The 20,039-nt window shown below is 34.9% G+C and carries 21 protein-coding genes and 1 rRNA gene; 18 read left to right on the top strand and 4 right to left on the bottom strand.

All coding sequences use genetic code 11. From position 1 onward, the window contains the following. Nucleotides 1-13: 13 nt before the first annotated feature. From rrf to DOK81_RS09615, 4 genes are all read left to right on the top strand, one after another. Nucleotides 14-129 (top strand): 5S ribosomal RNA (gene rrf, locus DOK81_RS09630). Nucleotides 130-276: 147 nt separating this feature from the next. Further along, nucleotides 277-1,497 (top strand): DNA repair exonuclease, encoded by a 1,221-nt coding sequence (locus DOK81_RS09625; RefSeq protein ID WP_206910347.1) that lies wholly within the window; start codon nucleotides 277-279, stop codon nucleotides 1,495-1,497. After that, nucleotides 1,494-4,187 carry an AAA family ATPase gene (locus DOK81_RS09620; RefSeq protein ID WP_206910337.1) on the top strand — a complete coding sequence of 898 codons (2,694 nt, stop codon included), beginning with the start codon at nucleotides 1,494-1,496 and terminating at the stop codon, nucleotides 4,185-4,187. Before DOK81_RS09625 ends, DOK81_RS09620 begins: the two co-directional genes overlap by 4 nt. 1 nt (nucleotide 4,188) lies before the next feature. Next, nucleotides 4,189-5,133 (top strand): HD domain-containing protein, encoded by a 945-nt coding sequence (locus DOK81_RS09615; protein ID WP_206910336.1) that lies wholly within the window; start codon nucleotides 4,189-4,191, stop codon nucleotides 5,131-5,133. A gap of 81 nt (nucleotides 5,134-5,214) precedes the next feature. Here DOK81_RS09615 and DOK81_RS09610 read toward each other — a convergent pair whose 3' ends face one another. From DOK81_RS09610 to DOK81_RS09600, 3 genes are all read right to left on the bottom strand, one after another. Further along, entirely contained in the window at nucleotides 5,215-6,225 is a 1,011-nt protein-coding gene (locus tag DOK81_RS09610; protein WP_206910333.1) for a peptidylprolyl isomerase, read from the bottom strand. 184 nt (nucleotides 6,226-6,409) lie between these two features. Then, nucleotides 6,410-6,760, bottom strand: coding sequence for a YtxH domain-containing protein (locus DOK81_RS09605; RefSeq protein WP_206910331.1), 351 nt, complete (start codon nucleotides 6,758-6,760; stop codon nucleotides 6,410-6,412). Further along, nucleotides 6,753-7,187, bottom strand: a complete 435-nt coding sequence (locus tag DOK81_RS09600; RefSeq protein ID WP_206910329.1) for an HIT family protein — start codon at nucleotides 7,185-7,187, stop codon at nucleotides 6,753-6,755. The genes DOK81_RS09605 and DOK81_RS09600 overlap by 8 nt, the downstream gene beginning before the upstream one ends. A 145-nt stretch (nucleotides 7,188-7,332) precedes the next feature. On the opposite strand from DOK81_RS09600, the gene DOK81_RS09595 reads away from it, so the two are divergent. From DOK81_RS09595 to trmB, 4 genes are all read left to right on the top strand, one after another. Continuing rightward, a complete protein-coding gene (locus DOK81_RS09595) occupies nucleotides 7,333-8,070 on the top strand; it encodes an ABC transporter ATP-binding protein (RefSeq protein ID WP_206910327.1) in 738 nt (245 codons plus the stop codon). Continuing rightward, nucleotides 8,063-9,274: an ABC transporter permease gene (locus tag DOK81_RS09590; RefSeq protein WP_206910325.1), complete on the top strand. Its 1,212-nt coding sequence runs from the start codon at nucleotides 8,063-8,065 to the stop codon at nucleotides 9,272-9,274. The genes DOK81_RS09595 and DOK81_RS09590 overlap by 8 nt, the downstream gene beginning before the upstream one ends. Nucleotides 9,275-9,459: 185 nt before the next feature. Then, a complete protein-coding gene (locus DOK81_RS09585) occupies nucleotides 9,460-10,242 on the top strand; it encodes a phosphotransferase family protein (protein ID WP_206910346.1) in 783 nt (260 codons plus the stop codon). Nucleotides 10,243-10,306: 64 nt separating this feature from the next. Beyond that, nucleotides 10,307-10,957 carry a tRNA (guanosine(46)-N7)-methyltransferase TrmB gene (gene trmB, locus DOK81_RS09580; protein ID WP_206910324.1) on the top strand — a complete coding sequence of 217 codons (651 nt, stop codon included), beginning with the start codon at nucleotides 10,307-10,309 and terminating at the stop codon, nucleotides 10,955-10,957. Between the two features lie 124 nt (nucleotides 10,958-11,081). On the opposite strand, the gene ade is transcribed toward trmB, so the two are convergent. Next, a complete protein-coding gene (ade, locus tag DOK81_RS09575; RefSeq protein WP_206910322.1) occupies nucleotides 11,082-12,809 on the bottom strand; it encodes an adenine deaminase in 1,728 nt (575 codons plus the stop codon). A gap of 131 nt (nucleotides 12,810-12,940) precedes the next feature. Here ade and comGA point away from each other — a divergent pair, with 131 nt between their 5' ends. The 10 genes from comGA (at nucleotide 12,941) to DOK81_RS09525 (ending at nucleotide 19,941) form a co-directional block, all read left to right on the top strand. Continuing rightward, the gene (gene comGA / locus DOK81_RS09570; RefSeq protein WP_206910320.1) at nucleotides 12,941-13,942 is read left to right on the top strand and encodes a competence type IV pilus ATPase ComGA; all 1,002 of its coding nucleotides are present in this window, start codon (nucleotides 12,941-12,943) and stop codon (nucleotides 13,940-13,942) included. After that, nucleotides 13,920-14,936 carry a competence type IV pilus assembly protein ComGB gene (gene comGB / locus DOK81_RS09565; RefSeq protein ID WP_206910344.1) on the top strand — a complete coding sequence of 339 codons (1,017 nt, stop codon included), beginning with the start codon at nucleotides 13,920-13,922 and terminating at the stop codon, nucleotides 14,934-14,936. The genes comGA and comGB overlap by 23 nt, the downstream gene beginning before the upstream one ends. Continuing rightward, nucleotides 14,933-15,244 (top strand): competence type IV pilus major pilin ComGC, encoded by a 312-nt coding sequence (comGC, locus tag DOK81_RS09560; protein ID WP_277988528.1) that lies wholly within the window; start codon nucleotides 14,933-14,935, stop codon nucleotides 15,242-15,244. The genes comGB and comGC overlap by 4 nt, the downstream gene beginning before the upstream one ends. Continuing rightward, nucleotides 15,225-15,677, top strand: a complete 453-nt coding sequence (gene comGD / locus DOK81_RS09555) for a competence type IV pilus minor pilin ComGD (protein ID WP_206910318.1) — start codon at nucleotides 15,225-15,227, stop codon at nucleotides 15,675-15,677. Before comGC ends, comGD begins: the two co-directional genes overlap by 20 nt. Further along, the gene (locus tag DOK81_RS09550; protein WP_206910315.1) at nucleotides 15,649-16,005 is read left to right on the top strand and encodes a hypothetical protein; all 357 of its coding nucleotides are present in this window, start codon (nucleotides 15,649-15,651) and stop codon (nucleotides 16,003-16,005) included. The genes comGD and DOK81_RS09550 overlap by 29 nt, the downstream gene beginning before the upstream one ends. 31 nt (nucleotides 16,006-16,036) lie before the next feature. Beyond that, entirely contained in the window at nucleotides 16,037-16,387 is a 351-nt protein-coding gene (gene comGF, locus DOK81_RS09545) for a competence type IV pilus minor pilin ComGF (RefSeq protein ID WP_347401442.1), read from the top strand. After that, complete coding sequence (gene comGG, locus DOK81_RS09540) at nucleotides 16,365-16,733, top strand: competence type IV pilus minor pilin ComGG (protein WP_206910314.1); 369 nt, start codon at nucleotides 16,365-16,367, stop codon at nucleotides 16,731-16,733. Before comGF ends, comGG begins: the two co-directional genes overlap by 23 nt. Before the next feature lie 171 nt (nucleotides 16,734-16,904). Then, entirely contained in the window at nucleotides 16,905-17,912 is a 1,008-nt protein-coding gene (locus tag DOK81_RS09535; RefSeq protein ID WP_206910313.1) for a class I SAM-dependent methyltransferase, read from the top strand. A gap of 25 nt (nucleotides 17,913-17,937) precedes the next feature. Beyond that, entirely contained in the window at nucleotides 17,938-19,122 is a 1,185-nt protein-coding gene (locus tag DOK81_RS09530; RefSeq protein ID WP_206910312.1) for an acetate kinase, read from the top strand. Nucleotides 19,123-19,299: 177 nt separating this feature from the next. After that, entirely contained in the window at nucleotides 19,300-19,941 is a 642-nt protein-coding gene (locus DOK81_RS09525) for a hypothetical protein (RefSeq protein WP_206910311.1), read from the top strand. Nucleotides 19,942-20,039 lie beyond the last annotated feature (98 nt).

The following is a 20,039-nucleotide window of genomic DNA, read 5'->3' as shown; positions in this document are numbered from 1 at the left end:
GATAACACCACAGTGTGGTGGCGATAGCGAGAAGGATACACCTGTAACCATGCCGAACACAGAAGTTAAGCTTCTTAGCGCCGATTGTAGTGAGGGGTTGCCCCTTGTGAGAGTAGGACGTCGCCACGCAACGGTAAAAAAACAGATGAGCAATTAAGCTCATCTGTTTTTTTGTATTCTCACGAAATATCACACTGTAATACGAACAAACTTTCGTATTTTGATGAAAAAAACACGTAAAAATGTTATGATAAAAGAAAAAAAGGAGGGAATTTGATAGTGAAATTTATCCATGCAGCTGATTTACATGTAGATAGGTCTTTTGAAGGCTCGATTCCATTTGACAAACGTGTGCAAAAAAAATTATTACAGGCAAATCAAATGGTTCTAAAAAATATTGTAGATCAAGCGGTGTTCCATGAAGTTGACTTTGTTTTATTTGCTGGAGATACTTTTCATCAAAATAAACCTTCGCTTAAAACACAAAAGTACTTTTTTGAACAAATGGAACGTTTAAATAAACTAAACATTTCTGTGTACATGATTTTTGGAAACCATGACTATTACCAGAAAGAAAGATATTGGTTTGATTTTCCTGAAAATGTTCATTTGTTTGTGAACGAAGAAGTAAAAACAAATGAATTTAAACTGAATTCTGGAGAAAAAGTTGCTATCAGTGCTTTTAGCTATTGTCATCCATGGATACAACAAGAAAAAGTATTAGAGTTTCCCTCTCGAGCAAATGTAGATTATCACATTGGAATGTATCACGGGGAATTGGGCACAAGAGATCATGGTAATTATGCGCCATTTAGTTCTAATCAAATGCAAGAAAAAAATTATGATTATTGGGCGTTAGGTCATATCCATGTTCCAACTGTCCTTAGTACTAACGGGAGAATAGTGTATCCTGGCGCACCTCAAGGACACACGAGAAAGGAACAGACCTCAATTTCTGTTTCATTAGTAGAGTTGAAAAAAAGTGCGTATCAAACTATTCCTATAGAGGTAGCAGAGGTATATTGGTATCGTCAAAAAATTTCTTTTGAACATATTCGTACAACTAATGAGATTTTCTCAATGGTTCAACGACAACTGGAAGTCCCTAATAATAAATTTCATCTAGTTGAGCTAGAGATTACTAATTATGAACATTTAGGAATAGATTTTGTAGAGCGAATTAATTCTGGTGAGGTATTAGAATATTTGATTGGAGAATTAAGCAAATATACATCAAATTTTTTTATATGGCGTATCTCTCTTATGAAGAATACTGCTCAGAAACAGACAATTCTAACTGTCTCAAAAAATTTGAAACATCAATTATTTGAAAGCTATCAAACGTCTCAAGATTTCAAACAAATTTTAAGTGAATTGTATAGCCATCCAGGAGCAATAAAATTATTGAATGAGTTACCTGATTATCAGAGTGAAACATTAATAGCTGCACAAGAATTAATCAATCAGGATTTTCAATTCGAGGAGGATAATGAATGAAAATTTTACGGATTGAAATTAATGCTTTTGGAAAATGGCGTCAAAAGAATTTTGATTTTTCTTCAGGTAATCAATTGATTTATGGCGAGAATGAAGCAGGTAAATCAACTGTTTATCAGTTTATACAGGCAATTCTCTTTGGTTTTCCATCAAAAGGAAGAAAAAAGAAAGATTATACACCAAAAGATGGAGCGGCTTATGGTGGTCGTATCTGGTTAGAACATCCAACCCATGGTGAATTCATGGTTGAACGTTATAAGCAACAGAATCGTGGAAAGGCAAAAGTTGTTTTTGGCGAACAAATAGGAAGTGAAACATTATTAGCTCAGTTGATTTCACCATTAACTAGAGAATTATTTCAACAGGTGTTTACTTTTCAGCAAGAGCAGTTATCAGAATTAGATCATCTTAGAGAAAAAGAATTACATGATATGTTGATATCATTAGGAATTACTGGAAGTTCACAAGTTTTTAAAAAAAGACAAGAGTATTATAATCAGGCTCAAAATTTATATAAGAAAAAAGGACAAAAATTACTTATCAACCAAAAGTTAAATAATTGGAAAAGTTTACAAGAAAAAATTCATCAAAAACAAGCACAAGAAGATTTTTTTAGTCAGCTTGTGATGCAAGAGCAAGCCGCAAAAAAAGAGCAAGATAAATTAAGACAAGAAATATCAAAGAATAATGAAAAATTATTACATTTAAACCAGCAAAAAATCAATTTCTCACTTTACGAGGAATGGCAAGAATTACAAGAAAAGACACTTAATGAATTACCAAATGAGCAACTAATGACAGATCTACAAGAGTTTTCTAACAGATATCAACAAATGAGTGAACGTTTGGAAGAACTAGAAGCAACTTTAGAAAAACATAGCGGGATGGATCTGCAATCAGCGCAATACTATTTTTTCTTAGAACAAGAAACGGAATTAAAAAATCTTTTAAAGGAACAGGCTCAAGTTGAGCAGTTAGTTAATGAATGGCAAAGACTTCAGGTAGAAACACGCGAAACAGAAGCAGAGTTAAAGATTTTAGAACAACGTTGGGGTTGGCAAAGACAAAATCAACCAGTAGAATTTCAACAAAGTTCCGAATGGAAAACGTTATTTTCACAAAATCAACAATTTTTAGAAGAAGACCGACAATTGACAATTCGATTACAAGTTGCAAAAGAACAGCAGGAATTGATTGATGCAGAAATCAGTCAGTTGGAAGCACGCTATCCCTTTCTTTTACAGAATCAGCAGGAGAAGGAGGAAAAACGAAATAGTATTCCTTATATAATTGCAGGTGGGATAGTTATAGCCTTAGGATTATTTTTCCCTCTTCCTTGGAAAATTATTTTCTTGCTCAGTGGAGCTGGGATTATAGGAAGTTATTTCTTGCATCAAGAAAATAATAGCAAAAATAATTCTTTAGAAGTCAAAGGAATGTGGCAAGAAAAACTAGGACAATTAGATGTTGCATCTGCACAAATCGCAGAAGTAGAAGAAAATAGGAAACAAAATCAACAAATGAAACAACAGTTTAATCAACAAGTACAGTATTTTGTTGATCAATGGTGTCTAAACCAACTAAATACAGTTGAGTTAATGAAAGAATACGGCCAAGAAGTTATGGACTATCAACGACTTTGTGCTATTTATGAGCGAAAGCAAAAAAGAGAAAGAGAAATTCAAGAGAAGTTGCTATTCCTAGAACGAAAATTTGATATTGTTCAAGAATGGCTACCTGTTCAAGACAAGCATATTTCTGAAAAAATGGCATTACTGGCACAATTTGTTCAAGAAATGGAACAAATGAAATTTGCTCGTAGCTACCAGCAAAATACATTACTCACGCAAGAAATTAATCAATTGAAGAAGAAGCAAAAAGCATGGCTCCAAGAGTATGCACAACAACTTAACGAGGCACAACTTACGTATCCATCTGAAGTACCATTCTTTTTGCAAAAAGCACATGAGACAATCCAAAAACAAGAAAGACTTGCTGAACTAAGTAAAATACTCACACCATTATTTCCTGAAAAAATGACACGCTCATTTTTAGAACAAGAAAGCCTTCGTTTAGATCAATTACAACGACAACTACAGTTGGAAGAAAAAGCTGCAAGTGAACAACAACAACGTTTAAATATTCAAGTTGAAGAATTACAAAAAGATGGTACACTTGATGAACTATACCAAGAAGAAAGCCGCCAGAAGGCAGAATTAGAACATTTGATGGTGGAGTGGGGAGCATATGAAATTGCTGGTACTTTTTTAGGTGATTTATCGACTGAAATGAGTGAGCGGCAATTACCGCAGTTGTTAAAAGAGGCTACTTATTATTTGGGATTACTAACCGACCACAAGTATCAAAGAATTTTATTAAAAGAAGATTTATTGACTCTCACAGATGGAAAGACAGAATTTCCTATTTATGAGCTATCTACAGGAACCAAAGATCAATTAATCATGGCAATGCGATTTGCTTATCTTTCTTTGGAAGCAAATCGAGCGCTTTGTCCAGTAATTATTGACGATGGTTGGTTACACTATGATTCGCACAGAAAGTATTACTTAGCAAAACTTTTAGCAGAGTTTGGTAAAAAGTATCAGATAATTTGTTTTTCTTCTGACAAAGAAATGTTAAGCTATTATCAAGAGTTACAACAATCTGTGAAATGGCTAGAAGGAGCATAGAATGAAAAAAATTCGTGAATTAATCATTGATGAACAGTTTGAATTATTTGTCTTGATAAAAAATGCTGACGTAAGAATGGCAAAAAATGGTAAAAAATTTATTGCATTTACTTTTCAAGATACTTCGGGAACAATTGATGGGAAATATTGGGACGCTTCCGAGGAGGAAATTAGCAAATTTACTGCAGGAACTGTTGTTTTTTTGAGCGGTAAAAGAGAAGTATATCAAGGAAATCCTCAAGTAAAAATTATCCACATGCGTTTGACAAAAATTGATGAACCTAGTGAACCAAGTCTTTATATGGAACGAGCACCAATAAAAAAAGAAGAAATGGAAGAGGAAATCAATCAATTATTGTTTGAGATTACGAATGCACATTGGAATCGTATTGTACGTTATTTATTAAATAAATATCAAAAACAATTTTTCGAGTATCCAGCGGCAAAAAGAAATCATCATGCATTTGCTAGTGGACTAGCTTATCATACGTTGACGATGCTTCACTTAGGAAAAGCAATTGCAAATGAATACCCAGAGATCAATCGCGCATTATTGTATGCTGGAATTATTTTACATGATTTGGGTAAAGTTATTGAATTATCTGGTCCAATGTCAACTGAGTACACTCTAGCTGGCAATTTAGTGGGACATTTGGTTCTCGTAGATGAAGAAATTACTAAAGCTTGTATTGCGTTGAAAATCAGTGAAGAAGATGAAGATGTTTTAGTGTTAAGACATATGGTTCTAGCACATCATGGTCTTTTGGAATACGGATCACCAGTGCGACCAAGAATTATGGAAGCTGAGGTTTTACATCAAATCGATAACATCGATGCGTCAATGCAAATGATGTTGACTTCTATTCGTCAAACAGAACCTGGAAAATATACAGATCGAATTTTTGGTATGGATAATCGCAGTTTTTATGTACCAAAAGATATCTGACTAGTGTGTTTAAATAAACTAAAAAAGAAGTAAAGCGACTCATGAAGAGGAGTCTGCTTTACTTCTTTTTAGTCATAAAATTTATTTTGAAGAGTCTGTAGTCGCTGTTTCTGAACTATCAGTTGCTTCAGTTGATTTTTCTGTAGCTGAAGAGTTAGTTGATTTTTCAGAATCAGATGTTGCTTCTGAACCTGAAGAAGATGTAGTGAATGCACTCAAGACACTTTCAAAAGCATCATCTTTGATTTTCACATTAGCATCTTTTAAGACTTCACCGATAACTTTTGTTGTAAATGCACTATCGTTCAATTTTGTTTGAGTAGCGATTTCTTTTAATTCATCTTTGTATTTATCCATGTCATCGCCTTTAGAAGAAGTCTTAACCATTTTCACAACGTAATAATCAGTTGCATAAGTTGAAGCATTAGTAGCGGAAATCACGTCAGAAATTTCGCCATTTTTCAATTTAAAAGCGGCTTCTTTTACTTCGTTAGGAACAGTTGTTGTTTCAGAATCAAATTTGATTTTTCCACCGTCATCTTTAGTTGTTGTATCAGTTGAGTTATCTTTTGCTAATTTAGTGAAGTCATCACCTTTATCAGCTTTTTCTTTCACGCTTTTCGCATCGTCTTCACTTGAAAGTTTGATGATTTGTGCTTCTACTTCTGGATGGAAAGAAGCCCAAGCAGTTTTTAAGTCATCATTTGTAATATCAACATGTGCTTTTAAACCAGCTTCAAGTGCTAGGTTATTGCGGATATAGTCTTTGTAAGAATCTTCTGTATAACCGGCAGCTTTCAATTGAGATTCAAACCCGTCACCTAATGATTCTGCTTGTTTTTTGTATTCAGCGTCAACTTTTTTATCTGTTACTTTATCGCCATATTTGTTATTAAATACTTTGTAAATAATCATTCTTTGAACCAAAGTTTGGTTAGATGATTCTAATTTTGCTTCATCATAGAAGTCAGAAACAGTGATAGTTCCACCCTTCATTGTAGCGATATCTTTGTTTGTACCATTAGAACAAGCAGCTAGCGTTAAGACAGCTAAAGCACTAGTCGCTGCTAAAATTATTTTTTTTCTTTTCATTTTAGTTTTGCACTCCTGTTTTTTTATATTTAGTTGTTCACATCTACAACTATACCATATTCTAATTCCTAAAAAAAAGCTTCTAATGAATAGTTTCAAAGAAAATTCATGTTTTAATCACATTCATTACGAGAATATGACAAAAAAACGGGTTAAAATGCATAATCGTCGTGTTTTAACTCAATTAGTGAAGATTTTCTTCAGGAAGTTCAGGTAAGTTGGTAGAAATTTTTTCTACTTGTTCTTGAATCTGAGTAATTCTTGGTTCTGCTTGAAATTTAAACTCCTGTACATCTTTTTGAATAGAGTCTTGGAACTCCGGAATGAGTGTAGCTGCAGTTTCTTTTGTTTCGGCTAAGGCCTCTTTAAAGTGGTTGAGACTATTATTTAGATCTAGCGTTAAATCAGCAGCTTCATCTAATTCGTCAATCAATTTTTTTCGAGTATCATTACCACTTCTTGGAGCAAAAAGAAGTCCACCTACAGCGCCTACAGCTGAACCAAATACGAGACCTTTCAGAAATTGTTTAATCAATGTCATTCACCTGCGTTTCAATGGTTTCTTGGATGGTTGCCAGTTCACTTGCTGAGTAATCTGCTTGATGATTACCAAAGTGGATTGAAAAATCATCTGTTGTTGCGTAACGTGGTACCAGATGAATATGTGAGTGAAAGACAGATTGGTATGCTAACTCACGATTGTTATTCAAAATATTTAAACCTTTCATATCAGGAAATGCTTTTTCTAGACCACGAGCAATTTTTGGCACGCGCGAAAAGACGGCACCAGCTAATTCTTGGTCATAATCAAATATATCAGAAACGTGCCGTTTTGGTACAACTAAGGTATGACCTTTAGTTGCTTGTGACAAATCCAAAAACGCATACACTTTGTCATCCTCATAAATTTTATAGCTAGGAATTTCTTGGTTGATAATTTTGCAAAAAATACAGTTTTCCATACGAGACATCCTTTCTGCTAAGAATATTTTGGCTAAGTTAACTTTACCATAAGTTCTGATTGTTGTAAGGAAAAAAACAAATTGCCAACATTTTCTTCATGGTATAATAAAGAAGCGAGTAAACAAGATCAATGGAGGAAAAGAAATGAGTTTAACGATTGAACACGTGACGGGAGGATATGGACATCTTCCTGTGTTAAAAGATATAAGTTTTGAAGTACATTCAGGCGAAATGGTGGGCTTGATTGGATTAAATGGTGCAGGTAAAAGTACAACGATTAAACACATCATTGGGTTGCTAGAAGCAACTAAAGGGAAAATCGAAATCGATGGTTTAACATTGAAAAGTGATATTGAAAAGTATCGAAAACAAATTGGATACATTCCAGAAACACCTTCATTATATGAAGAGCTGACTTTACGAGAACATATTGAAGTGACAGCTATGGCTTACGGTATCCCCCTAGAAGTAGCGATGAAGCGAGCAGAAAAATTGTTGGAGACGTTTCGATTAGAAAAACGTTTAGACTGGTTTCCTGCTAACTTTTCAAAAGGAATGAAACAAAAAGTCATGATTTTATGTGCTTTTTTAATTGAACCCTCGCTATATATCATTGATGAACCTTTTTTGGGTCTTGATCCTTTAGCAATCAATGCGTTGTTAGAATTGATGGTTGAAATGAAGAAAAGTGGTTCTGCGATTTTGATGTCAACTCATATTTTGGCGACTGCTGAAAAATACTGTGATCGCTTTGTGGTTTTACATAATGGTGAGGTTCGAGCACAAGGCACGCTGGAAGAGTTAAGAGAATCATTTAACCTTCCAGATTCATCCTTGGATGAGATTTATGTCGCATTAACGAAGGAGCAGGGACATGAATGATTTTTTTCGAAAACGTTTAGCTAGACACCAAAAAAAAATGCTAAAGTATATGCGCTATGTTTTCAATGATCATTTTGTGTTAGTTTGTCTTTTTTTGGTGGGAGGAATTGGTTTTTATTATTCTAGTTGGCTGAAAAGCTTAGCTCCTTCTTTTGAGTTTGGTGGACTGATTGTTTCAGTTTTTTGGTTACTTAGCTTGGCAGTAGGAAAAATTGCAACTTTTGCCGAGGCAGCAGATATTGTTTTTTTATTGCCACAAGAAAAGGAAATGCGAGTATATTTAAGCAAAGCTTTCCGATATTCTTGTTTATTTCCATTCCTTGTTTTATTTTTGGCTAGTGGATTTGCAATGCCGTTAGTGGTAGTGAGTACCGGACAGCCATTTTCAATGTATTTGATCTATTTGATCTTGCTTGTCTGCCTAAAAATGGGTCATCTACAAGTAAAGCGAGCGGAACTTTTTCGATTTTCTAATCAAGCTTTACGTTGGTTTAAAAGTGGATGGTATGTCTCAGCTTTTGTCATTTTACTACTTACGTTCTATGTGTCCATTTGGTTAGGTTTAGTGGCCGCATTAGTACAAGCTGGTATTTATTATTGGTATTTATGGCGAAAAAATGAGGTACAGATTGACTGGGAAAAAATGATCCAAGTGGAAGAAAATCGTCTTCATCAAATTTATCAGTTTATCAATTTGTTTACTGATGTACCAGAAATTTCAGCAAAGGTAAAACGCCGACGTTACTTAGACCCGCTATTGAATAAAATCAAAAGGAACCAAAGTCAAACATATCTTTATTTATATACTAGACGATTTGTTCGTGGGTCTGATTTTAGTGGTCTGTATCTGAGACTACTGTTGATTGGTTGTTTGCTGATTATAGGTGTAACAGATTTAACATTTAGTTTGATTATTGGCTCATTGTTTTTATATTTGATTGGTTTCCAGTTGTTGCCGCTATATAGCCAGTTTCGCTATATGGTATTAGTGCAACTGTATCCCATAAAAGAAACACAGAAAAAAACAGCTATTCAGCAATTGTTGTTGGGCATATTAGGTTTAGCAGCTCTTATTTTTGGAGTGATTGCAGCTTTTGTTTTGTCTGGGGTAGAGCGCTGGATTCCTATTCTGGTTTATTTGGTTTTTGTTTTTCTTTTTGTAAAAATGTACGTTCCCACACGTCTGAAGAAGCTGTCAGACTAATAATTGTCCAAGTTAAAGTGAGAAAGGTCATATCGTTGATCTTTCTCTTTTTTCTTTTTTAGAAAAGTTGGTTTTTTGAATGAAAAAATGCTGAAAAAGAACGTATATGTGCTTGACGTTATGTGTCGGGGCGACTAGAATAATAATTACTGCAAATGAAAGAGTTTAAGAGGATGGGAGAAAGCATGATGGAGTTTCAGTTAGACCAAGAGTGGCGGTTACGGCCCATCAAAGGGGATACAGGAAAAACATACATAGGCATGCGTGACGAAGATAAAGTCTTCATCAAACGTAATACAACCCCCATGCTTGCTGCGTTATCTCGAGAAGGAATTACTCCTAAACTTGTTTGGACAAAAAGAACAGGTAATGGAGATACGTTAACAGCTCAAGAATGGCTGGATGGTCGCTTATTGACTACTACAGAAATTGGGCAAAGAAATGATGTTATTGATGTCCTATATCATTTGCATCATTCTGACTCATTAAAAACAATGTTGAATCGAATAGGTGGTCGTGTCGTTACGCCTGAGACGATGTTGAAAAAATACAACCAAGAACTCCCAGAAATATTTAAAAAAAATCAGTTTATCCAACTTGTCCATCAATTTTTGAGTCAGCAAGTACCTCATACAGATAAAAAAGAGTTTGCTGTTGTTCATGGAGACGTGAATCATCGTAATTGGTTAGTTTGTAAAAATTATTTATATTTAGTTGATTGGGACTCAATCATGTTTGCTGATCCAGCAGTTGATATTGGAACGATTTTAGGTAATTATGTTCCGCTTTCAAATTGGAATCAGTGGTTGATTAGTTATGGTATTCGCCCAACTGATGAAGTTCTTGAGAAGCTTCACTGGTATGCAGTGATGAATTTATTGCAAGAAATCACTCGTTATTGCCTTCGAGGGGATGACCGACGAATGAATGAGGAAATTTTACAATTAAAACGAATTTTTAGTGGCTGAGGTTGAGCCCAAACTCTTTAGAGATTTGGCCAACCTTTTTTATTTGAGAAAGGAATTATGAATTATGCGTGTTAGAAATCGTCCTGGTGCAACAGAATTGTTAGCTGCGCATCCAGAGTTTGTTATTAGTAATCCAACTGAATGGAAAGGACAATGGACTGAGCTCTTTGGTAACGATCATCCAATCCATATAGAGATTGGAATGGGAAAAGGTCAATTCATCAATGGAATGGCAAAGGCACATCCAGAAATCAATTACATTGGTGTGGAGATGCAAGTCAGTGTTATTTCTCTGGCGCTAGATAAGTTAATTGAAGAACCGCTACCTAATTTGAAATTACTTCATGTTGATGGTTCAGCGCTGACAGAGTATTTTGCGGATAGTGAAGTCGATCAGATTTATTTGAACTTTTCTGATCCATGGCCAAAAAAGCGTCATGAGAAACGTCGTTTGACGTTTAAAACTTTTTTAGCGGTGGATGAACAGATCTTGCGACCAGAGGGTGAGATTCATTTTAAAACAGATAATCAAGGATTATTTGAGTATTCTTTGGCAAGTTTTTCTCAATATGGCATGATAATCAAACAAGTCTGGCTTGATTTGCATGAGAGTACATTCGAAGGAAATATCATGACTGAGTATGAAGAAAAGTTTTCTTCTCGTGGTCAACGTATCTATCGAGTAGAAGCACAATTTAAAGATAAAATACAATAATCAAAAGGAGGTGTGACAAATATTTTGTCACACCTCCTTTTTCTGAATAAACATTTTCCAAGTAGTACTTCTTTCATAATCTTATTATTTAAAGATGGACAATTCTATCATAGCTTCCTTTTACTTAGCATGGTGGAATAAGTTGGAATTTTGAAAATGAAAAGAGTCCCATATCCGTGATTTTTAGTTCAGGAATAACAGATAAAGTCAAAAATGACAAGGTCAGAAAGGGATCAAATAGCTGACTAGCACCAATTTGACGAGCGGCAGTTGTTAAGCTAGTTAATTCTTGATTTACCTCTAGAAAAGGTTTTTGAGACATCAATCCACCAATTTTAAGGGGAAGACTAGCCAGTTCCTGTTGACGATTGACAGCAATCATGCCCCCCCCTTTTTTGATTAACTGTTCTATAGCAAAAAGCATATCTTTATCGTTTGTTCCGACGACAACAATATTATGAGAATCATGCGAAATCGTAGTTGCTAAGGCTCCTTCTTTTAGTTTGAACCCTTTGACGATGCCAAGACCAATATTTCCAGTTCCTTTATGTCGTTCAATAACAGCAATTTTCAAATAATCTTTTTCAATAGAAGGAACAAAGAACCCGGACTGAACGGTGACTTCTGAGAATAAGTCATTAGTAATTAAGCTGTTAGGGATAATCTCGATGATATGCGCTTTATTTGAACTTAAAGACAGCTTTAAAGAATCATTTGTCAAAGATGCCACTGTCATGTCCGGTAAGTCTTCCATCAGAGAATTTTTTGGTAGTTCACTGGTTGTATCGATGAGTTTTCCGTTCGTTACGAGTTGTTCACCATTATGAAACACTTCTCGAATTGGTAAGGTTTCAAGATCATCTGTTAAGAAAAAGTCAGCTTGATAACCTGGCGCAATTGCTCCAAGCGTGGATAGACCGAAACATTCCGCTGCATTTAGAGATGCCATTTGGATTGCTTGTAATGGATCCATACCTAATTCAATCACCTTACGGACGATATAATCAATCGAACCCTCACTCACTAAGTCGTCAATTAATTTATCATCTGTGACAAAGAAGCAACGCCGAGAATTTTCTGGAGTAATAGCTGGAAAGAGAGCGGCTAAATCTTTTGCAACAGTTCCTTCACGAATCATCAAATACATACCCAAATCAAGTCTTTCTCTCGCTTCTTTTGCAGTTGTGGCTTCGTGATCGGTACGAATTCCAGCAACAGGATAGACATTTAACCCCTCACCAGTAATTCCAGCTGCGTGTCCATCAATTTTTTTGTGATGATCAATCATTAATTGAAGTTTATCTAAAATTTCTGTTTCAGCATTTGCGACTGCTTGGTAGTTCATTACTTCAGCAAGACCAAGAACTTCGGGCATTTCTAAAAAAGGAGCTAGTGTTTTGGCATCTAGGATAGCGCCATTTGTTTCAAAAGGTGTAACGGGTACACATGAAGGAAGCATGAAAAAAATATTCATAGGTGCATTTTGAGCATCTTCCAGCATAAACTTTAAACCCGTACTACCAGCAACATTTCCAATCTCATGAGGATCTGTTACAACTGTTGTTACACCATGTAATACAGAAATTTTAGCAAATTCTTGTGGACAAAGCAGAGAGCTTTCGATATGAACATGTCCATCAATAAACCCTGGCACTAAGTACTGATTATTTGCATCGTACGTTTGTTTTCCTTCATATTCGCCGATCCCGACGACTTTTCCATCACAGATAGCAAGAGTATTTGACATGATTTTTCTGGTGAAGACATTGACGATTTTAGCATTCTTGATAACTAAATCTGCTGGTTGTTGTTTGCTCGCAACTAAAAGATGTTTTTTTAGCAATGATTCCAAAGTGGCGCCTCCTAAGATAAATTTTTAATAGTATAACACAAATTCGGATTTAGCCAATATTTTTTATGAAATTATCAAAATCCACGATAAAAAATTGATAAACGCGTATGTTTTTGTTGGAGGGGAGGATAATGGATATTAAGAAAATTTCAGATGAAATCATTACAGAAGCCTACAAAAGAAGAATAGAAGATGTTTATATTTTACCAAAAAAAGAAGGTTATCAGCTTCTTGAGCGTAAAGGTAAAAACCGAACATTAAGACGGGATTTTTCAAAAGAGATAGGTCAACAATTGATTTCCAGATTCAAATACTTAGGACAAATGGATATTGGGGAAAAAAGAAAAGTACAATCTGGCGCATTGACTTATAGGTGCGGAAATTCAAGTGTCGAAGAAGAGATTCGTCTAAGGCTTTCATCTGTAGGGGACTATCAGCAGCGAGAAACTTTGGTGATACGGTTGCTTTATCCGCTTGGTGATCAGCATTTCCGCTGTTTTTCTTTAGACGATCTAGGAGTATTACATCGGCATACTGGGACACGTGGCTTATATCTATTTAGTGGACCAGTTGGATCAGGAAAAACCTCTTTGATGTATCGTTTGGCTCAGAAAAACTCAGAACAAATCATTACTGTGGAAGATCCTGTGGAATTGGAAGAATCAACGTTTTTACAGCTGCAAGTCAACGAGAAAATCCACCAAAATTATGAAGAACTATTAAAGCTCTCTTTACGTCATCGGCCAGACTTATTGATTGTTGGAGAGATAAGAGATGCGCTAACTGCTCAAATGACTTTACGTGCGGCATTGACTGGCCATCGGGTATTTGCCACTATTCATGCCAGAGAGTTAGCAGGTATTTTGCCAAGAATAGAAGAATTGATTGGTCACCACCAAGCATTGTCAGACTGTTTAAAAGGGATTGTTTATCAAGAAATATTACCAGATAAAGAACAATCTTCTGCTGTGTTATGGAGTTATCAGTTTTTTGAAAAAATACGGGAAGAATCAGCTAAATGGAGCGATAAAGAAGCTAAACTTAAAATAGTCCGAGAAAAGTGCTGGCAAACGAGTTATCTTCAAGCCGAAAGAAACGATTGGAGGTCTTATCCATTTGAAGAAATTGAATAAAAAACAACAACAACAGTTTATTCAAATTATTGCTGATTTACTGAGCAATGGTTTCAGTTTACAAGAAGCATTGCAGTTAGTAATCAAGTTGAAGTTATTTCCAATTGAACTACTAGAAGAAGTCCAAAAAATAGTGAGTGCTGGTGGCTCATTTACAAAGATACTAGCTTACTGTGGGTTTAACAAAACTTATCTTGTACAGATTGAATTGGCTGAAACACATGGGAACTTAATAGCTACATTGGAAAACATAGCCGGTCAGTTTCAACGAATGGGTGCATTTCAAAAAGAGTTGCAAAAATTGCTAAGCTATCCCTTGTTACTTTCGCTATTTTTGATTGGTATTTTGTTTAGTATGCGCCAAATTGTTTTGCCACAATTGTTAATCTCAGAAATGGTTCCACAAAATCATTGGGGAATTCAGTTAATTCAAACATTTCACTGGTATGTGTTAGGCATCTTATTGTTGCTAAGCGTCTTATATGGAGCTATTCGTTTTTTTGATCGGAAGGGAAATTCATTACGGCGAAGTCAGTGGATTAGTCAATTGAAAATTTTAGGACCAGTTTATGCGTTGTATCAGTCTGCTTATTTTTCGTTGGAATTAGGGAAACTTTTTAGCGAAGGACTTGAGCTGAAACAAGTAGTTTTGTGTCTGAAAGAAACAAAAACAGGTAGTTTGATGCAACAATTAGCTTTACAAATGGCAGATGAATTAGAAAAAGGAAGTGCATTAGCAAGCCAATTTGAAAAATACTCTTTTTTAACGGAAGAGTTTAGCACAATCATTCAGCAAGGAGAGTTAAAGGGAAATTTAGGGAAAGAATTATTATTTTATAGTAATTACACACGCCAACTTTTTTTTGAACGGTTAAATCGATGGTTAAATTGGATTCAGCCGGTGCTTTTTTTAGTGATTGCTTGCTTGATACTTATGATTTATGCAGCGGTTTTGTTACCCATTTATGGAAATCTTGAGGAGGTTATTTCATGATGATAGAAAATATTAGTAAGAATGAACAAATTAAGGGAAAACCCTTGAGAAAAGTACAAGCTTTTACTTTGATTGAAATGTTGATTGTTTTATTGATTATCAGTGTGTTAATTTTATTATTTGTACCAAATCTTTCAAAATATAAAAATCATGTAGATGAAGAAAGTCAAGCAGCGGTGATCCAGTTAGTTGATACGCAAAAAGAATTGTACGCTTTACAAAATAATGGGAAAGTCCCGACTATTGATGAGCTGCTTGCAGAAGGCTATATCAAACAAGAACACGCAGATGTCTATAATAAAAAATAAATATGCAGGGTTTACTTTAGTGGAAACCTTATTCGTTTTTTTAATTACGTTGTTCTTCGTGACAGTTCCTATTTTTTCGTTTGAACATTTACAAAAAGATATAGCAATACATCAATTTTTCAGTCAATTTGAAAAACGAATTTATGTAGCGCAGAAGATTGCAATTGTCAGTCAGCAAGCGACTCGAATACATTTAACTGATGATCAGCAAAAAGTTTACTTTGGTGTACCTAAATACACTAAATTTGATTGGACGTATCTAAAAATTCCAGAAAATTTAAAAATACAACGTTATGGAACAGTGATTTTTGCTGGTCGAACGGGAAATGACAGTTCACTAAAAACTTATCAGTTTTACTGGCCAAAGAAAAAACAAAAAATTACATATCAATTCCAGTTGGGAAGTGGTCATTATACTAAAAAAATCGAATAAGTCTGGTTACATATTATTAGAAACAATGACAGCACTGGGGTTGGTCTTAATAATCGTCTATGGTGTTAGTGCACATCAGACATTTTTATTAGAGCAAGAAAAAAAGAGCAATCAAGAAGTCCAGCTGGCACGTATCATTTATGAAGAAGCACGAAAATACCGATTACATGAAGGATTGAAACAAGTTGCTCGGGACCAACCAATAAAAAGTAAAGTTGTTCTTCAAACAAATCAGCGTGCCATTCAAAAAATTCGAATAGAAGTTAAGCGAAAGGGCGTATTGGAAATTGAAAAAAAACCAGAAGTATCCAAGCTTTACTCTGATTGAGTGCTTGATATCCTTTCTTGTTTTTAGTGGGGTGATACTAACAGTTACTTTGATTATTCGACGTGCAGATCAGTTAGATCAGCATTTACAAAGGAAGGATCAGAAAGAATGGTTGATTTTTTTGACACAATTTGAAAATGAAGTTGCAGGTAGCACATTGTTGGATATACAAAGAAAACAATTTCGCTATGTTATAGAAAATAAAACGTATATTATTGAGCAGTATCAATCAATTGTTCGAAAAAGACAAACTGCTGGTGGACATCAACCAATGCTAATGAATGTTGACGAGTTTAGTTTTGAGGAGAGGGACAATGAAGTCATACTTGAAGTTAAATTTGAAAATGGAGAACGTGGGTATGGTAAATGGGCAAAGCCGTGACCAACAAATGAAAACAGGCTTTAAGGGAAATATTTTATTTTCTACTTTATTATTATTCTTGTTGTGTAGCTTTTTATTAGCAACAGTGGTTGATACCTATCGATTAACAGTTGACTTTAATCAGCGGACAAAGTTCTTTTACATAGCACAAACTATGAAGGAACTTTGCCTATCGGAATTTGTGCAAGAGGAAAACATAGCACAGAACGGAAAATGTATCTATAATACGGGAGTAGTTAAATATGCGATTGAAAATCAGAAGATGAAATTTGAAATTTCGGTTGATGTATTTGACTTTTATTTTACAGAAACGATACAGAATGATACAGTTAGTAGTACAGAATAAAGGTATAATCATGAAAACGTCCTCTTTTCTGTTATATCACTGTTTTAGCAGAAGAATGTTTGTCGTTTCACAAACAAAAAAACAGTGAAAACGATTGAAATTTTTGTGATTGTCCGATAGAATTAAACAGGTGAAAAAATTGTTATAATATATCTAGAAATGAGGTGCACCATGTTACCAGAAAAAATGGAGCAAGGGTTTAATCAAAACCTTGAAGCAATTCAATTGCTTCAAAATGCATTGGGAACTTCCTTTTTAGAGGCTTATGTCGAGAATGCTGAAAATTTAAATGACGATTATCAAGTTCGGGTAGTCGATGGCGTGCCAACGCCAGAAGTTGTCCAACAAATTGAGACGATTTATAAAGAGTTGAAAAAGTTGTCTTTTGAACCAGAGGAATGGCGTCGTCTATCACAACTACTTTTATTAAAAGGTAGTCAAACAGAACGGTTGCAAGCTAATCATCAGCTTACGCCAGATAGCATTGGATATTTATTTGTTTTCTTGATTGAACAGTTGTTCACAAATAAAAAAGAACCGGTTAAAATTTTAGATATTTCGGCTGGAATGGGTAATCTACTACTAACAGTTCTTTTAAATTTGAAAATTGCTAACTATCAAGTTGAAGGATTTGGTGTCGATATTGATGATACATTGTTGTCTGTGGCTGCATCGACAAGTGAATTGACACAAGCAAACGTTCAGTACTTTCATCAAGATGGGTTACAAGATTTACTGGTTGATCCTGTAGATTTTGCTATCAGTGATTTACCCATTGGTTACTATCCGAATGATCAGAAAGCCAGCGAATTTTTGACAAGTGCAGATGAAGGTCATAGTTATGCACATCATTTATTGTTAGAACAATCAATGAAGTATGTAAAACCAGATGGCTTCGGGTTGTTCTTGATTCCAAGTAATTTCCTAGAAACTGATCAAAGTGAAATGATCAAAAAATGGTTTAAAGAAGAAGGCTATCTTCAAGGAATGGTTCAGTTGCCAGATGAATTATTCCGCAAAAAAGAATCACAAAAAAGTATTTTAATTTTACAGAAAAAAGGTCCGCAAGCAAAACAAGTCAAAGAAGTATTACTTGTTAAACTTGCTTCACTTAAAGAACCAGAGAAGGTGACAGAATTCTTTAAAGAATTTGAAGATTGGAAATCATCTGCTCTGTAATCATTCAAAATAGAAGGAGAGTACTATGTCTAAAACAATTGCAATCAATGCTGGAAGTTCAAGTTTAAAATGGCAATTATATCAAATGCCTGAAGAAACAGTTATCGCCAAGGGAATCGTTGAGCGTATCGGCTTAAGCGACTCTATTTTTACAATTAAATACGGTGACAATCAAAAGTTCGAACAAATTTTGGATATCGCTGACCACGACATAGCTGTTAGAATGTTATTAGACCAATTGATTGAATTAACAATCTTGAGTTCTTATGACGAAATCACAGGTGTTGGACATCGTGTTGTTCATGGTGGAGAAACGTATAGTGACTCTGTTGTCGTGACGGACGAGGTAATGGAACGAATTGCAGAATTGGCAGAATTTGCCCCATTACACAACCCAGCAAACTTGATGGGAATCAAGGCATTCAAAAAAATCTTGCCTGATATCATCAGTGTTGCAGTATTTGACACATCTTTCCATGCAACTATGCCAAAACATAACTACTTGTATAGTCTACCCACTTCTTACTACGAGGACTTTAAAGTAAGAAAATATGGTTTTCATGGTACAAGTCATCGATATGTTTCAGAACGTGCAGCTAGTTTATTAAACAAACCAATTGAAGACTTAAAGATCATTACTTGTCATTTGGGTAATGGTGTTTCAATCACCGCTGTTGATGGTGGAAAATCAGTAGATACGTCAATGGGATTCACACCGTTAGCAGGAGTAACGATGGGGACTCGTTCAGGTGATTTAGATCCAGCTGTTTTACCATACTTAATGGATAAATTGGATCTGACAATTGATGAAATGATTACAGTTTTAAACAAAGAATCTGGTTTATTAGGCTTAACAGGCTTATCAAGCGATATGCGTGATCTTGAGAAAAATTATGAAAAAGAGCATATCCGTTTAGCTTATGATATTTTTGTTGATCGTATTCGTAAATACATTGGTGGTTATGTAACTACTATGAATGGTGTCGATGCAATTGTGTTTACCGCTGGAATTGGTGAAAATGATGCGCACGTACGCAGTGAGATTATTAAAGGAATGACTTGGTTTGGGTGTGAAGTAGATCCCGAATTGAATAGCATTCGTGGTGAAGAAGTGGAAATTTCAACACCAGAATCTAAAGTAAAACTACTGGTTATTCCAACGGATGAAGAATTAATGATTGCTCGCGATGTGGAACGTTTACGCGGATAATAAAATTTTAAAAGAATGCCAAACTTAAGTTTGGCATTCTTTTTACATAATTCTGAAATACAAAATGTTTATCCCAAAGATGGAAGCTAATAGGCATGGAAGCAACTATCTACAAGTCAATTGTTGTCCGTCATTCAATATAGTTAAAACGAATAAAGCAGGGAGGGAGCGAACCGATTGTATCCGATTTATGATGTGATTGAAGAAGAAATCCAAAAGTTAAAGAAACCAAGTGTCATAGGAATCGATGGCAGTTATGCTTCAGGAAAAACGAACTTTACAACACAATTAGCCACTTATCTTAAAAATAATGGTTATGATGTACAAGTCATTCATTATGATAGCTTTCATAAACCGCTTCCCTTGATCAAATGGTCTGAAGAAAAAAGTAGTGAAGTGGATGCCTTTTATCATGCTTTCAATAGTCAAAAACTTTTGAATGAACTTTTGATTCCTTTGAAGCAAGAAGGTGTATTTAACAAGACAATCAAAGGTCTTGATTGGGTATTAGCTACCTATGTTGATGATTTGCCGATTAATATTGATGAGCATACAATTGTGCTTTTAGAAGGATCGCTTTTATTTAGAGAGAAGTTACTTCCATTTATTGACTACAAAATCTTTTTAGAGGTGTCACTGGAAGAAGTTATGCGAAGGGGAAGAGAAAGGGATGTACCGAAAGTCGGCGAATGGATTATGGACAAATATCGTACACGTTATATTCCAGTTTACCAACGACACCTTGAACAAAATCATGTAAAAGAAACCGCTGATTTGATTATCGATAATAACGATTATAATCATCCTAGTATAAAGTAGTTTACTTATTATAAGGGTTCTTATAATGAAAAATAAGCTTGTTTTGTCCAACGCATCTTGTAATAGGTATTTTAAAAATTAAAAAAAATCCCCGCCAA

Source organism: Enterococcus sp. DIV0660C (assembly GCF_017316125.1).
GTDB lineage: Bacteria > Bacillota > Bacilli > Lactobacillales > Enterococcaceae > Enterococcus_B.
Note: the sequence above shows the minus strand (reverse complement) of the source record. Positions and strands in the feature narration are given on the sequence as shown.

What these genes read in the sequence shown, in the direction of transcription:
- DOK81_RS09610 (WP_206910333.1), bottom strand. Translation starts at nt 6,225, where the DNA reads ATGAAAAGAAAAAAAATAATTTTAGCAGCGACTAGTGCTTTAGCTGTC.
- comGC (WP_277988528.1), top strand. Translation starts at nt 14,933, where the DNA reads ATGATGATAGAAAATATTAGTAAGAATGAACAAATTAAGGGAAAACCC.
- DOK81_RS09530 (WP_206910312.1), top strand. Translation starts at nt 17,938, where the DNA reads ATGTCTAAAACAATTGCAATCAATGCTGGAAGTTCAAGTTTAAAATGG.
- trmB (WP_206910324.1), top strand. Translation starts at nt 10,307, where the DNA reads ATGCGTGTTAGAAATCGTCCTGGTGCAACAGAATTGTTAGCTGCGCAT.
- comGA (WP_206910320.1), top strand. Translation starts at nt 12,941, where the DNA reads ATGGATATTAAGAAAATTTCAGATGAAATCATTACAGAAGCCTACAAA.
- comGD (WP_206910318.1), top strand. Translation starts at nt 15,225, where the DNA reads ATGTCTATAATAAAAAATAAATATGCAGGGTTTACTTTAGTGGAAACC.
- DOK81_RS09590 (WP_206910325.1), top strand. Translation starts at nt 8,063, where the DNA reads ATGAATGATTTTTTTCGAAAACGTTTAGCTAGACACCAAAAAAAAATG.
- DOK81_RS09535 (WP_206910313.1), top strand. Translation starts at nt 16,905, where the DNA reads ATGTTACCAGAAAAAATGGAGCAAGGGTTTAATCAAAACCTTGAAGCA.
- DOK81_RS09585 (WP_206910346.1), top strand. Translation starts at nt 9,460, where the DNA reads ATGATGGAGTTTCAGTTAGACCAAGAGTGGCGGTTACGGCCCATCAAA.
- DOK81_RS09620 (WP_206910337.1), top strand. Translation starts at nt 1,494, where the DNA reads ATGAAAATTTTACGGATTGAAATTAATGCTTTTGGAAAATGGCGTCAA.
- DOK81_RS09600 (WP_206910329.1), bottom strand. Translation starts at nt 7,187, where the DNA reads ATGGAAAACTGTATTTTTTGCAAAATTATCAACCAAGAAATTCCTAGC.
- DOK81_RS09595 (WP_206910327.1), top strand. Translation starts at nt 7,333, where the DNA reads ATGAGTTTAACGATTGAACACGTGACGGGAGGATATGGACATCTTCCT.
- DOK81_RS09615 (WP_206910336.1), top strand. Translation starts at nt 4,189, where the DNA reads ATGAAAAAAATTCGTGAATTAATCATTGATGAACAGTTTGAATTATTT.
- comGG (WP_206910314.1), top strand. Translation starts at nt 16,365, where the DNA reads ATGGTAAATGGGCAAAGCCGTGACCAACAAATGAAAACAGGCTTTAAG.